Source organism: Finegoldia magna (genome assembly GCF_003182075.1).
GTDB lineage: Bacteria > Bacillota > Clostridia > Tissierellales > Peptoniphilaceae > Finegoldia > Finegoldia magna.
Genome location: NZ_QGTH01000002.1, coordinates 1 through 14,670, shown reverse-complemented (window position 1 = coordinate 14,670; position 14,670 = coordinate 1). Strand labels below are relative to the sequence as shown.

Below are 14,670 nucleotides of genomic sequence, written 5' to 3'. Positions count from 1 at the left end.
TCGAAGAACTACGTTATAAAATCCAACTGTTTGAGAGCCTTGCTCGAGTTTTGGATTTTAGTAGTTCGAGATTTTGAAATCACTAATTTATGTAGTCAGATGTTCGTGCAAAAATGATTTTCTACTTTTTGTTTATGCTATTATATTTGGAACTTTTCCCACAAAAAAAACTCTCACGAATATCGTGAGAGCAAATTATTTGAATATTATCATTAGTTGTGTAATTTTTCTTTTATCAACATTGACTACGACGAATTTCAAGTTTTCAAATTCAACCTCATCTTTTGATTTAGGCATTCTGTCCAATAATTCTATTACAAATCCTCCGATTGAATCGAATTTGTCGCTTTGAATGTCAAGGTCAAATCTTTCGTTTACTTCATCAATTCTCATTTCAGGATCGACTAAATATTCGTTGTCGCTAAGTTTAGTTACTTCTTTTTCGTGGTCGTATTCATCGTCGATTTCTCCGACAAGTTCTTCCAAAATATCTTCCATCGTTACAATTCCACTAGTTCCACCGTACTCATCGATAATTATACTGATGGAAATATTTTTAGTTCTCATTTGTTTGAACAAATCCACTACTGGAATGTATTCATAAGCATAAAATGCTGGTTTTAGGATATCTCTGACTTTAAAATCTCGGTCATCTTCGATGATTTTGTGCGCTAATTCTTTTATGTGAAGAACGCCTATAATATCGTCAATATTGTCCTCGTAAACAGGAATTCTAGAATAAGTAATATTTTTGATAATTTCCTTTAAATCATTTTCTGCATCTTCAATATCAACTGATGCCATGCTAGTTCTTGGAGTCATAATATCAACTGCTAGAGTTTCCTTTAACTCCAGTGCATTTATCATGATTTCAGTTTCTTGATTTTTCAGTACGCCTTCTTCTTCACTAACTTCCACCAAAGTTTTTAGTTCTTCTTCGGTAAGTGTCGAACTATCTTCGTCTTCTCCAATGAAAAGCTTGATTACCAAACGAGTTAAGATGTTCAATACTTTTACAATTGGTTTAAAAATTATCGTCAAAAAATAAATGAATCTAGAAAATTTCAGCGCTACGGATTTGTTTTTATATTGTGCAATTGTTTTCGGTATAACTTCACCAAAAATCAATACAAATACAGTCATTACAACTGTAGATATCAAAGCTCCGTTTTGATGAAAAATATTTGTGAATAAAATTGTAGCTATAGAACTCGCTGCGATATTTACAATGTTGTTACCAATTAAAATAGTAGATATGGTAGTTTGCATATTATCGTGCAGTTTCTTCAGTAAATGTGCATTTTTGTTATCCTTTTGGTCTAATTGTCGAACTTTTATTTTGCTTACAGATGTTATCGCCGTTTCACTTGATGAAAATACGGCGGACATTGCAACCAAGAACACTAACGCAATTATTTGCGAGACACTCGAACTGTCCATTACATCACTCTCCAAACATATCGTAACATATATAAATATAGTTGTAAATAAAATATTTTGACAAAATTTTTAAATAAAAAACATAACGATTTAGAAAACTAAAAATAATTTAACAACAAACAAATCCCTCAATATGGTATACTATAGATGTAGATAATACAGTAAAAAAGAAACGGTGATGAAAATGGATTTAAAAGAGAAAATTAGAGTTATAGACGGATTTCCAAAAGAAGGAATTTCATTCAAAGATATTACTACATTGTTAAACGACAAAGAAGCCTATAAACACGCAGTAGACCTTATGGTAGAAGATTTAAAAGACAAAGGGATAACTGTGATAGCAGCTCCAGAAGCTAGAGGATTCTTGTTCGGATCAGCTGTAGCATATGCGCTTGGAGTTAGATTTGTTCCTGTTAGAAAACCTGGAAAACTTCCTGGAGAAGTGTCAGAGTATTCTTATGATTTGGAATATGGTACCGACAAATTAGAAGTACACAGAGACGCGATTCATGAAGGCGACAAAGTTGCTATAGTTGACGACTTATTGGCAACAGGTGGAACTGTAAATGCAGTAGCTAAGTTAGTTGAAAAAAACGGTGGCGAAATCACTGCTATGGAATTTTTGATTGAACTCACTGAACTTGGCGGAAGAGATGTTAACAAAAATTATTACATCAATACTTTAGTACAATACGATATCTAAATCTTATCCACATGTCATGCATGTGGATTTTTAATTGCAAAAAAAGCACAACCAAAATTTTATGGTTGTGCTAAATTTACTATTTGCTTTGCATTAATAAATTGTATTTTATATCCCACAATTTTTGTGACAAATCGACGTGGAACAAATGAGGATGTTCAAATCTTTTTACTTCTTCCCATTGTTCAGCAATTTGTTCATTTTTTCTTTCGATTATTTTATCTAATGTTGGAAGGTCGTACACCAATTCTCCCTTGTCAAACACTCTAACCAACAATTCTTTTGTTGTGAAGTTGGTTAATGTTTTTCTCTTCCAAGTGTGAATAGGGTGGAAGATTTCCAAATCCTTTGATTCGTCGATTTTTTCATCGTGAAGAGTTATCAAATCAGCTTCTGCTTTGCCGCTATTCTTGTCGTAAATTCTGTAAACTGTTTTGAATGCAGGAGTTGTGATTTTTTCGATATTTTCACTGATTTTAATTTTAGGAATGATTTCTCCGTTAGGTTTTTCAACCGCACATAATTTGTACACGCCGCCTAAAACTGGATCTGATTTTGCAGTTATTAATCTTTCGCCAACGCCAAATCCATCTAGTTTTGCTCCTTGTTCAATCAAATCAGAAATTGTGTATTCATCAAGTGAATTACTTGCCATGATTTGACAGTTTTCATATCCAGCATCATCCAACATTTTACGGGCTTGTTTTGATAAATAAGCAAGGTCACCACTGTCAATTCTGATGGACATATTCTTAATTCCACGAGGTTTCAAAACTTCGTCAAAAACTTTTATCGCATTTGGAACACCGGATTTTAAAACGTTATAAGTGTCCACTAAAAGTGAGCAAGAATTTGGGAAAATTTCGGCGTATTTTTTGAAAGCTTCGTATTCTGAATCAAACATCATAATCCATGAGTGAGCCATTGTACCAAAAGCAGGAACATCGTAAGTGATATCTGTTAAAGTATTGCTTGTAGCAGTAGCACCACCTATGAAAGCTGCTCTTGCACCTAGAACTGTAGCATCCACACCTTGCGCACGTCTTGCGCCAAATTCCATAACAACTCTTCCTTCAGCTGCATGAACAATTCTATTCGTTTTAGTTGCAATCAATGATTGATGATTGATTGATAAAAGTGCGAAAGTTTCTATCAATTGCGCTTGTGGAGCAGGTCCACGAACTATCATCAAAGGTTCGTTAGGAAATGCAACTGAACCTTCAGGCATTGCCCATACATCACATTCAAATTTGAAATTTCTAAGATAATCTAAGAATTTTTCGCTGAACATATTCTTGCTCTTGAAATATTCGATGTCTTTTTCGTCAAACTTCAAATTTTGAATATATTTAACTACCTCTTCTAATCCCGCAACGATAACAAATCCTCCGTTGTCTGGAATTCTTCTAAAATACAAATCAAAATAAGCATATTCATCTTCCATATTGTTTTCCAAATATCCATCCATCATTGTAAATTCGTAGAAATCAGATAACATGCTTAAATTTTCATAATTTTTCCAATCCATAATCTGCCTCCATATTTTATTATGATTATTATAATCCAAATTCAAATGTTTGACAAAGTATTTTAAATATTATATAATAACCATACCACCAGTAGGGGGGATAGAAAGGAGAAAAATGGAAGAAATAAAATTAAAAATACAAGGCATGAGCTGTGAATCATGTGCGGCTAGAATAGAAAAAGTATTAAGTAAATACGAATATATAGACACAGTTAACGTGAACTTGCTTCAAGAATACGCATATTTGAAATTAAAAGAAGGATACGATATAGAAACTATCGTAGGGAAAATAAAAAAAGCGGGATATGATGTTCCGGTGAAGACATCGAAGTTTGATATCGAAGGAATGAGTTGTCAGTCATGTGCATCTAGAATTGAAAAAGTTTTGAACAAAAATAATTTCAAGGATGTTAACGTAAATTTGTTGCAAAACTCACTTACGGTTAGTTTTTATGAGGGATACAAGACCAATTCTGAAGTAAAAAGATTAGTCGACAAAGCAGGATATTCTGCAGAAATAAAAACAGACAATAAAATAGCTAACGAAAAAAATATAACTGAATACGAAAAATTGAAACGTGATTTTATAATTTCTGCGATTTTTTCAATTCCTTTATTTTCAGCGATGTTTTTTCACATGGCAGGAGTTCACACGATTTTAAATAACGGATATTTTCAATGGGCGTTGGCAACTGTGGTTCAATTCTACATCGGAAGAAGATATTATGTGAATGCATACAAATCATTAAGAGGTGGAGGAGCAAACATGGATGTTCTAATAGCATTGGGAACAAGTGCTGCCTACTTCTACTCGATTTATCATGTATTAATAGGATCTGACCAATTGTATTTTGAATCGTCTGCTGTTGTTATCACTTTGATTTTACTCGGAAAAGTTTTCGAAAAAAGAGCGAAGACTAGAACTACTGATGCTATAAGTAAATTAATGGGACTTCAAGCGAAAAAAGCAAACGTAATAAAAAATGGTAAAACTATCGAAACTGATATTGAAGATGTAATGGTTGGAGATAAAATTCTTGTAAAACCAGGAGAGAAAATCGCTGTTGATGGAATTATAATTGAAGGAAGCTCATCGATTGATGAATCTATGATTACCGGAGAATCGATGCCTGTACAAAAACAAGTTGGAGATGAATGTATTGGTTCTACGATTAATAAAAATGGATCATTTGTGTTTGAAGCGAAAAAAATTGGCGAAGATACAGTTCTAAGTCAAATCGTGAAATTAGTGGAAGATGCACAATCCAACAAAGCGCCAATTCAAAGACTAGCAGACAAGATTTCATCTGTTTTTGTACCCATTGTTATTGTAATCGCTGTGATTACATTCGCCATCACTTATTTTGTGACAAAACAATTCGACAGAGCGTTGTTAAATTCAGTTTCAGTTCTTGTAATAGCGTGCCCTTGTTCATTGGGACTTGCAACTCCTACAGCTATTATGGTAGGAAGCGGCAAAGGCGCAGAGCTTGGAATTCTAATAAAAAGTGCTGAAGTTTTAGAAACTGCAAACAAAATCGATGCAGTTATTTTGGATAAAACAGGAACAATAACAAATGGTAAACCAGAAGTTGTAGATTACCAATCAAAAGATACAGACTTCTTAAAAATTGTATCCTCAATTGAAAAAAATTCAGAGCACCCACTTGCAGATGCTGTGGTTAAAGAATATGAAAAAAATAGTTCGGAGTTCTATAAAGTTGAAAATTTCGATTCGATTACTGGTAAAGGACTTTCAGCTACAATAAATAATGACAATTACTATATTGGCAATGAAAAATTGATGAGAGATAATAATATTAATGTCAATGTAGATATTCAAAAATATCAATCTCAAGGAAATACAGTTGTTCTTGTTGGAAAGAACGATGAATTTTACGGATATATTTTGATTGCAGATAAAATAAAAGAATCCTCACCAACAGCTGTTGCAAAATTGAAGGACGATAATATCGATGTATATATGATAACTGGTGATAGCGAAAATACTGCAAAACATATAGCAGAAAAAGCTAACATCGACCATGTAATAGCAGAATGTTTGCCAAAAGACAAATCAGATAAAGTGTTGGATTTGAAAAATCAAGGCAAAAAAGTAGGAATGGTTGGAGATGGAATAAACGATGCTCCAGCACTTGCAACAAGTGATGTTGGATTTTCTATTGGAACTGGTACTGATGTTGCGATTGAGGCGAGTGACATCACAATTATAAATGGCGATTTAAATAAAGTTAATACTGCTATTAGATTAAGTCACAAAGTAATAAAAACAATAAAACAGAATTTGTTCTGGGCGTTTTTCTACAATGTTGTTGGTATTCCGATTGCTGCATTTGGATTTTTGAATCCAATGATAGCAGGTGCTGCAATGGCGTTCAGTTCGGTAACCGTAGTTACAAATTCGTTAAGAATTAAAAATTTTAAGGAGGAAAAATAATGAAAAAAGAATTTGAAGTATTGGATATGGTGTGCAATCATTGCGTAGAATCAGTTACAAAGGCTTGTAAATCAGTCGATGGAGTTACAAATGTAAATGTTTCATTAGAAGACAAAAAAGCTGTAGTTGAAGGCGATTTTCATGAAGATGACATCATCAAAGCTATTGATGAAATAGGATTTGAGGCTACTGTGAAATAATGACAGAACACAAACAAAAAGCCCTCAAAAAAATCAAAACTGTTCGTGGACAACTCGATGCGATTGTAAATATGATTGAAGAGGACAGATATTGTGTGGATATTTCCACTCAGATTTTGAGTTGTATTGGTCAATTGAAAAAAGCGAACATCGACATTTTAAACGGACACATGAGAACATGCGTTAAACATGCAATAGAAAATGATAATGCAGATGAAAAAATCGAAGAAGTAATCAACATTATTGACAAATATATCAAATAACGAAGACTTCCCCAGCAAATGAAAATTTGTAAGGGGAAGTTTTTTGTTTTTTTGATTTAGTGATTAGTATCGTTTGCAAAAATGTAAATTGGGTATATATAGAATAAGAAAATAAGAAATTATTTCTTAATTCATAAACAGGAGGAATTTTATGAAACTTAATTATGTAACAAAAGATATCAAATTGACTGATGATTTGAAACAAATGGCAGAATCTAAATTACACAAGTTAGATAAATATTTCCATGATGAACAACAAGCTCGTGTAGTATTCAAAAAAGAAAAAGATAAAGCGAGAGTTGAAGTCACTATGATTTTAGATAAAGGAGTTGTTTTAAGAGCGGAAGAATCCAACGAAGATATTAAAACAGCTATCGACAGAGTTGAAGACGCGTTAGCAAGACAAATAAGAAAACACAAAACAAAATTACAAAAGAGATTTACAGAAAGTAATTCAATAAGATTTGAAGCTGTTGAAGAAAACAACGACAAAGAAATCCCAACAGGTGCAATCGTTAAGACAAAAGAATTTGGAATCAAACCAATGGACAAGGAAGAAGCTATCATGCAAATGGAATTAATCGATCATGATTTCTTCGTGTTCTTGGATTCAAAAACTAATAATGTAAATGTTGTTTACAAAAGAAAAGATGGCAACTACGGATTATTAGTTCCAGGATTTGAAAAATAGCAAAAATGTTCAAATTGATGATATAATAAGAGAGAAACAGGATTTCTCTCTTATTTAAGTGGAAATAATGTTAAAATCAGTTTAAGAAAAAATGCAATCAAAAATATATCAGAAAAATTTTTGATGTTGTCATTGTAAATTATTAGGAGGTAATTATGTCAACACCACATATCGAAGCGAAAAAAGGAGATATCGCAAAAACAGTTTTATTGCCAGGAGATCCATTGAGAGCGAAATTTATTGCAGATAATTTCTTGGAAGATGTAAAACAATTCAACGCAGTTAGAAATATGTTCGGATACACTGGAAAATACAAAGGAAAAGAAATTTCTGTTATGGGAACTGGAATGGGAATTCCATCTATAGGAATTTATTCTTACGAACTTATCAACGAATACGGAGTAGAAAATCTAATTAGAATTGGTTCAGCAGGAGCTTACAGCAAAGACCTTGATTTGTACGATGTCGTAATAGCAATGGGAAGTTGTTCAGATTCCAACTTTGCTCACCAATTCGATTTGGAAGGAACTTTTTCAGCGATTTGTGATTATGATTTGTTGAGAAAAGCAGTAAATGTTGCAGAAGAAAAAAACATCGACGTTCACGTTGGAAATGTATTCTCAGCAGATATTTTCTACAACCAAAAATCTGAAGAATGGAAAAAATGGGAAAAAATGGGCGTGTTAGCAGTTGAAATGGAAAGCTACGGATTGTATTTGACAGCAAAAGCAAACAACGCAAGAGCTTTGACTATTTTGACAATTTCTGACTCATTCCATTCAGATAAGCAAACTACTCCTGAAGAAAGACAAACATCATTTACAAAAATGATGGAAATAGCATTGGAATTAGGTGAATAATATGGAATTAAATAAATATATCGACCACACTTTATTAAAAGCAGATGCAACATCAGCTGACATCAAAAAAATCTGCGATGAAGCAGTTAAATACGATTTTAAAAGCGTGTGCGTAAATTCTTGTTACACATCTTTGGTTAAAAAGTCTTTGGAAAATTCAAGCGTTTTGGTGTGCACTGTTGTGGGATTTCCACTTGGTGCTATGAGTATCAAATCAAAAGCTTTTGAAGCAAAGACAGCAATCGAAGATGGTGCAGATGAAATCGACATGGTTATCAATATCGGCAAATTAAAAGAACAAGATTATGATTATGTTGAAAAAGATATCCAAGCTGTAAGAGATGCTACAAAAGGAAAAGTTTTGAAAGTAATTATCGAAACTTGTTTATTAACTGATGAAGAAAAGAAAAAAGCTTGTGAAATCTCCGTGAAGTGCGGCACTGATTTCGTGAAGACTTCTACAGGTTTTTCAACAGGAGGAGCAAAAGTAGAAGATGTCAAATTGATGAAAGATACTGTTGGAGACAAAGCTATGGTAAAAGCAAGTGGTGGAATTCATTCTAGAGAAGAAGCTTTATCTATGATAGAAAATGGAGCAGATAGAATCGGAGCATCAAGCGGTATTAAAATAGTAGAAGGATAATTGTAAAAGATGCTAGTTATTTAGCATCTTTTCGTTCATTTAAGGAGTTATATGTATTATAGAGATCAACATTGTCATACGGAATTTTCATTCGATAGTAAAGAAAAATTTGAAAATTATTTGAAACTTGTAAAAGGTGACATTATCACAACCGAACACTTGGATTATGGATTTACCTATAATGATGGTAGAGTTGAGGATGTGGACATTGATTATGGCAAATACGTAAAAGTGATTGAAGAACACAACCAAAAAAGTTCACAAAAAATCTTAAAAGGAATAGAAATTGGATACACAACAGAAAACTTAGAGAAAATCAAAAACACTGTGAACAGCAGAGATTATGACATTCAACTTCTATCAGTTCATCAATATGGAGGCAAAGATTTTATGAATCCAAAGCCAGAAGATTATTCTCAAAGAGAGTTTCTTACAAATTATTTTGAAAAAATGCTGGAAGCTGTGAATAATTTCAAAGATTTTGACGTGTTAACACACATTGATTACGCATTAAGACTTAATAAATTGGAATCTAAAAATATGGATATTGTGGATGAATTTTTGACAAAAGTTTTCGCAGAACTTATTAATGATGAAAAAGCATTGGAGCTTAACACAAGAAGCGTGTATCAATACGACAACTTAGAATATTACACATTTGCGCTCAAAAAATATGTAAAAATGAAGGGCAAATTATTCTCAGTTGGTAGCGATGCGCATTATGAAAATTATTACAGATATCACTTTGATGATGCTTTCAAATTATTAAAAAGTGTGGATGCAAAGTATTTGGCGATGTTTGAAAATAGAAAAATGACTACAATAAAAATGGAGGATATGTAATGAAAGTTTTGATTACTAATAGAATCCCTGAAGAAATTAAAAAAAAATATGAAGAGAATTTTGAAGTAGATTATCACGATAGTTTGGACTTTTTGTCGAAGGAAGAATTGAAAACCAGAATAAAAGATGTCGAAGGATTAGTGTGCCCTTTGAGTGAAAAAATTGATTCAGAAATTATCGATGCAGCTAAAAATTTGAAAATAATTGCAAATTACGGCGCTGGTTTTGACAATGTTGACATTGATTACGCAAAAGAAAAAGGAATAATTGTCACAAACGCACCTGCATCTGCATCGACAAAATCAACTGCAGAATTGACTTTTGGTTTGATGATAGATCTACTCAGAAATATTACAAAAATGAATTCTGATTGCTACGACGATTCATTCGAAGGATGGAAGCCTGTGTATGGTCTGGGAGAAACATTGGAAGGGAAAACTTTGGGAATAATTGGACTTGGAAGAATTGGAACTGAAGTTATGAGAAAAGCCAAAGCTTTCGATATGGATGTTATATTCTACAATCGAAGCAAAAGGGAAGTTGATGGGGCAAAGCAAGTAGAGTTAGATTATTTACTTGAAAACAGTGACGTAATAACTTTACACACAGCTTATAGCGAAAAATTACATCACTTAATAGATGCAAAAGCATTCTCAAAAATGAAAAAAACTGCTTTTCTAATCAACGCATCTCGTGGCAAAGTTATAAGCGAACAAGATTTGATAAATGCATTAAATGATGAGAAAATTGCTGGTTGTGCATTGGATGTGTACGAATTTGAACCCAAAATTTCAGAAGATTTGAGAAATGCTAAGAATATTTTATTGGCGCCTCATTTGGGAAATGCTACTAAACTTGCACGTGTTCAAATGGGAGAATTTACTTTTGACAATATTATGCAATTTAAAAACGGAGAAATCCCTAAAAATAAAGTAAATTAGTTTATTATCGCGTTTAATTATGGTATACTAATTTAGTAAAAAAATGAAAAGGGGAATTTATGACTGACACAGAAAGAACAATTAATTTAAAAAAACTATGGTTTTTACCTCTTCCATTTATTTTAGATGGATTAATTAATATGACATTATATCCACTAGGATTAGGTGGAGCTGATAGCAAAATCAGGAAAATAATTTTTATCTTAGTAAATGTTTGTTATTTTCTTTGGGTTTTATTTTATATGTATAAGGAAGAATTTTTTGTAAAAGAAAAGCTTAAAAATTACACACCTATATTTATTTGGTTATTAATATATGTCTATGCTTTTGCATTATGGGGGATAAATACAAAAATTATCCAATATTTGCAGAGATTTATAATTTTCAGTATACCCGCATTTTTAATAGGTCATTACATTAATAAGCGTTCTTTGGAAAAAAACTTCTTTTATTGGATGGAAAAATTATCTATTATAACAATTCCAGCAATGATATGCTATTTTAAGATTTCATTAGATATGAAAGATGTTTATTGGACTAGAAATTTAGGAGCAATGAGCTATATGTCGTTGTCTTATGCTTGGATGCCTATGATGTTTGCAATATTATTAAATATTTACAGAGATGGTTTTGTAAGTATAGAATATAGTATTTTTAATAAAAAAATCAATGTTCATCCAGGTTTTAGAATTATTATGGCGTTTTTCTTATGGTATATGATACAAATTGCTACAACTAGAGGGGCGATTTTAGGTTCATTAATTTTTTATATAATATTAATTATTTTGCTTATAAAAGATAAAAAATGGGCTAAGAAACCTAAAATTTTATTTGCTATATATTTAGTAATGTGTGTGTTTGTATTTGGAAATATTAAAATTCCTAGTATAGAACTGCCAAAAATAAATTATGGAATTCCAAAAGTTAGTGAAGGCAGATTTGATGTCATAACTGAAAGTATTGAAGAAGGAAAGATAAAAACTTCAGAAACGGGTATACTAACAACTGAAGATATAAATGAATTAGTTAGTGATCCGAAGCCAATAAATAATCATAAATGGGTAGAAAAAGAGCTTGTTTCTAAAGATGGAAAAAAATTAGATATAAGAGATAGAGTAAGTTTGTATAAATTAGCTTTTGCCGAAGCGAAGAATAGACCATTTAAAGGACTAGGATCTTTTGGATTTAATATGAAGTATGGAATTTATCCGCATAATTTTGCTTTAGAAATGTTTGCTGATTTGGGATTTTTATTAGCTACTCCAATTATTTTATGTATTATGTTGTTATTTATTAGAGTTATTAAGCAAATTAAAACTAAAAAAATAACTGGAGAATTATTAATATTTATAATTGGGAATGCATTTATGATATTAGTCAGTGGATCAGCTTATGACCTGGCATCATTATTTTTCTGTATAGGATATGGCATGGCTACATTCTACAATTCAGACGACAAAAAATATTTACCATATGCTTAAAACCAAACGCATTAGAATGAAAATTCTGGTGCGTTTTTTAGTGTACATATAAAATTATTGGGTATAAAAATAATGGTGATTAAATGATAAATTCAAAACTTTTTAAAAATTTTACAGAAGAAGAATTTAAACAATTTCTTATTGAATCAAATTCGATAATAAACAAATACAACAAAAATTCGTATGTTTTTTCGCCTGGAGATATTTGCAATAAAATCTACGTTTTGAAAAGCGGAAAGCTCAGTCTTGAAAAGACGGATATTAATGGGAAAAACACTGTCGTGAATATTTTCAAAAATCATGGGGAAGTAATGGCTGAGGTGTATTCATATTTGAATAAAATCAGCGATTTTACATTAGTGTGCAACACTGATTGCGAAATTCTTGAAATTCCTGTAAGTTTTTTCGATATATCTGAAAGCTCCACTCCGATTAAAAACAAAATTATGACTAATCTTATAACGATTCTTGCAGAAAAAGCATTTTTCTTAAATAGCAAGGTAAGATTGTTGTCTAGTTTTTCTTTGAGGCAAAAAATCGCAACTTTTTTAATTCAAACAGAAAAAAAAGACGTATCAAGTACTGGAATGACAAGACAACAGATGGCAGATTTTATGGCTACGACCAGACCTTCATTATCAAGGGAATTGTTGAGCATGGAAGATAGTGGTCTTATAGAATTAAACGGATCTAAAATTAAAATTAAAAACAGAGAACAATTGGAAAACTTATTGTAATGAACAAATGTAACTTATGTTACAGAAACCCATTCTGTAAATTAATTATAATTAAACCATAAGTTAGACTTAATCAAGGGGGAAATAAAATGGAAAAAACTATTGAAAAAAATGAAGAAATGTTTTGTTATCAATGTCAAGAAACAGCAAAAAACATCGCATGTACAAAAAAAGGGGTTTGCGGTAAAACATCAGATGTAGCAAACATCGAAGACTTGCTTGTATGGGTTACAAAAGGATTAGGCGAAATCCTAACTAGAATGAGAAAAGAAAACAAAGATATCTCTGATTTACATTCTTATGTCAACAATAATTTGTTTACTACAATTACTAATGCAAACTTCCACTACGAAGATTTGTTAGAAAAAGTAAAAGAAACTATCGATTTGAACCAAAAATTAATCGAAGGCTTAGATGACAAAGAAAACTTGTCAAAGGCAGCTTTGTATAACGAAAAAGACGATGATGAGTTAAAATTAAAATCACAAATTATAGGCGTGTTGAATACTTTGGATGACGATAAGAGAAGTCTTAGAGAACTTATTACTTACGGATTGAAGGGAATGGCAGCCTACAATAGACATGCAAATGTTCTTGGTAAGTTCGATGAAAATGTCGACATTTTTATGGAAGAAACACTTGGAAAATTAATGGACGATAGTTTATCTGTAGAAGATTTGATTGATCTTACACTACAAACTGGTTCTAATGGTGCAGCAGCAATGGCTCTTTTGGATAACGCTAATACATCTGCATATGGAAATCCAGAAATTTCAGAAGTAAACATAGGAGTTAGAAACAATCCTGCGATTTTAATTTCGGGTCATGATTTGAAAGATATGGAAATGCTTTTGGAACAAACTCAAAACACAGGAGTAGACGTGTATACTCACAGTGAAATGTTACCTGCAAATTATTATCCAGCTTTCAAAAAATACGATAATTTCGTGGGAAATTACGGAAATTCTTGGTGGTTACAAGACAAGGAATTCGAATCATTTAATGGTCCAATCTTGATGACTACTAACTGCATAACTCCACCAAAAGATTCTTACAAAGACAAAGTATTCACAACTGGCGTTGCAGCATATCCTGGAATGAAACACATTGTAGCAGATGAAAATGGTCACAAAGATTTCTCAGAAATAATCGAACTTGCAAAAAAATGTGAATCTCCAAAAGAAATCGAAAACGGTAAAATAGTCGGTGGATTTGCACATAATCAAGTGTTAGCTTTGGCAGATAAAGTTGTTGAAGCTGTTAAAAATGGAGATATTCAACAATTTGTAGTAATGGCAGGTTGTGATGGAAGACAAAAAGGTAGAAATTATTACGAAGATTTTGCGAAAGCATTGCCTAATGACACAATTATTTTAACTGCTGGTTGTGCAAAATACAGATACAATAAATTAAACTTAGGAGATATCAATGGAATTCCAAGAGTTTTAGATGCAGGACAATGTAACGATTCTTATTCTTTAGTTGTAATAGCACAAGCTTTACAAAAAGCTTTTGGTCTTGATGATATCAACGATTTACCAATTAGCTATAACATTGCATGGTATGAACAAAAAGCAGTAATCGTACTACTTGCACTTTTGAGCTTAGGCGTTAAAAATATTCATCTTGGACCAACTCTTCCTGCATTCCTATCTCCAAATGTAGCCAATGTTTTGGTAGAAAATTTTGGAATTGCTCCAATAGGAGAAGTTGATGAAGATATGGAAAAATTTGGAATAAAAACAAAATAAAAATTTATAAAAGCTTGTAAAATTAAGAGTCCGCAGTAACCTGAACCCCAAAATCCGGAATACGGATGGAGGGGTTTTTGTATGCCAAAATACACAAAAGAATTTAAAATAAAATTAGTACTAGAATATTT

14 protein-coding genes are annotated in these 14,670 nt (G+C 31.9%); 12 read left to right on the top strand and 2 right to left on the bottom strand.

The features are described 5' to 3' along the window. Positions 1-195 precede the first annotated feature (195 nt). The gene (locus tag DES33_RS01240; RefSeq protein WP_110057886.1) at positions 196-1,440 is read right to left on the bottom strand and encodes a hemolysin family protein; all 1,245 of its coding nucleotides are present in this window, start codon (positions 1,438-1,440) and stop codon (positions 196-198) included. A 184-nt stretch (positions 1,441-1,624) separates the two neighbouring features. Here DES33_RS01240 and DES33_RS01235 point away from each other — a divergent pair, with 184 nt between their 5' ends. Then, positions 1,625-2,143, top strand: a complete 519-nt coding sequence (locus DES33_RS01235; RefSeq protein ID WP_094224436.1) for an adenine phosphoribosyltransferase — start codon at positions 1,625-1,627, stop codon at positions 2,141-2,143. A gap of 79 nt (positions 2,144-2,222) precedes the next feature. Here DES33_RS01235 and DES33_RS01230 read toward each other — a convergent pair whose 3' ends face one another. Then, complete coding sequence (locus DES33_RS01230; RefSeq protein WP_110057885.1) at positions 2,223-3,671, bottom strand: nicotinate phosphoribosyltransferase; 1,449 nt, start codon at positions 3,669-3,671, stop codon at positions 2,223-2,225. 115 nt (positions 3,672-3,786) lie between these two features. On the opposite strand from DES33_RS01230, the gene DES33_RS01225 reads away from it, so the two are divergent. From DES33_RS01225 to hcp, 11 genes are all read left to right on the top strand, one after another. Then, positions 3,787-6,129, top strand: a complete 2,343-nt coding sequence (locus DES33_RS01225) for a heavy metal translocating P-type ATPase (RefSeq protein WP_110057884.1) — start codon at positions 3,787-3,789, stop codon at positions 6,127-6,129. Further along, entirely contained in the window at positions 6,129-6,329 is a 201-nt protein-coding gene (locus DES33_RS01220; RefSeq protein ID WP_110057883.1) for a heavy-metal-associated domain-containing protein, read from the top strand. The genes DES33_RS01225 and DES33_RS01220 overlap by 1 nt, the downstream gene beginning before the upstream one ends. Next, positions 6,329-6,592 (top strand): metal-sensing transcriptional repressor, encoded by a 264-nt coding sequence (locus DES33_RS01215; RefSeq protein ID WP_002841343.1) that lies wholly within the window; start codon positions 6,329-6,331, stop codon positions 6,590-6,592. Before DES33_RS01220 ends, DES33_RS01215 begins: the two co-directional genes overlap by 1 nt. A gap of 151 nt (positions 6,593-6,743) precedes the next feature. Next, complete coding sequence (hpf, locus tag DES33_RS01210) at positions 6,744-7,283, top strand: ribosome hibernation-promoting factor, HPF/YfiA family (RefSeq protein WP_110057882.1); 540 nt, start codon at positions 6,744-6,746, stop codon at positions 7,281-7,283. Positions 7,284-7,438: 155 nt separating this feature from the next. After that, complete coding sequence (deoD, locus tag DES33_RS01205) at positions 7,439-8,143, top strand: purine-nucleoside phosphorylase (RefSeq protein ID WP_002835475.1); 705 nt, start codon at positions 7,439-7,441, stop codon at positions 8,141-8,143. Between the two features lies 1 nt (position 8,144). Continuing rightward, positions 8,145-8,786: a deoxyribose-phosphate aldolase gene (gene deoC, locus DES33_RS01200; protein ID WP_110057881.1), complete on the top strand. Its 642-nt coding sequence runs from the start codon at positions 8,145-8,147 to the stop codon at positions 8,784-8,786. Positions 8,787-8,837: 51 nt separating this feature from the next. Next, positions 8,838-9,629 carry a PHP domain-containing protein gene (locus DES33_RS01195; RefSeq protein WP_110057880.1) on the top strand — a complete coding sequence of 264 codons (792 nt, stop codon included), beginning with the start codon at positions 8,838-8,840 and terminating at the stop codon, positions 9,627-9,629. Next, positions 9,629-10,570 carry a 2-hydroxyacid dehydrogenase family protein gene (locus DES33_RS01190; protein WP_110057879.1) on the top strand — a complete coding sequence of 314 codons (942 nt, stop codon included), beginning with the start codon at positions 9,629-9,631 and terminating at the stop codon, positions 10,568-10,570. The genes DES33_RS01195 and DES33_RS01190 overlap by 1 nt, the downstream gene beginning before the upstream one ends. Positions 10,571-10,629: 59 nt before the next feature. Further along, positions 10,630-12,051 (top strand): O-antigen ligase family protein, encoded by a 1,422-nt coding sequence (locus DES33_RS01185; protein ID WP_094224443.1) that lies wholly within the window; start codon positions 10,630-10,632, stop codon positions 12,049-12,051. 83 nt (positions 12,052-12,134) lie between these two features. Further along, positions 12,135-12,788, top strand: a complete 654-nt coding sequence (locus tag DES33_RS01180) for a Crp/Fnr family transcriptional regulator (RefSeq protein WP_094224444.1) — start codon at positions 12,135-12,137, stop codon at positions 12,786-12,788. 89 nt (positions 12,789-12,877) lie between these two features. Continuing rightward, complete coding sequence (hcp, locus tag DES33_RS01175; RefSeq protein ID WP_110057878.1) at positions 12,878-14,539, top strand: hydroxylamine reductase; 1,662 nt, start codon at positions 12,878-12,880, stop codon at positions 14,537-14,539. Positions 14,540-14,670: the final 131 nt, after the last annotated feature.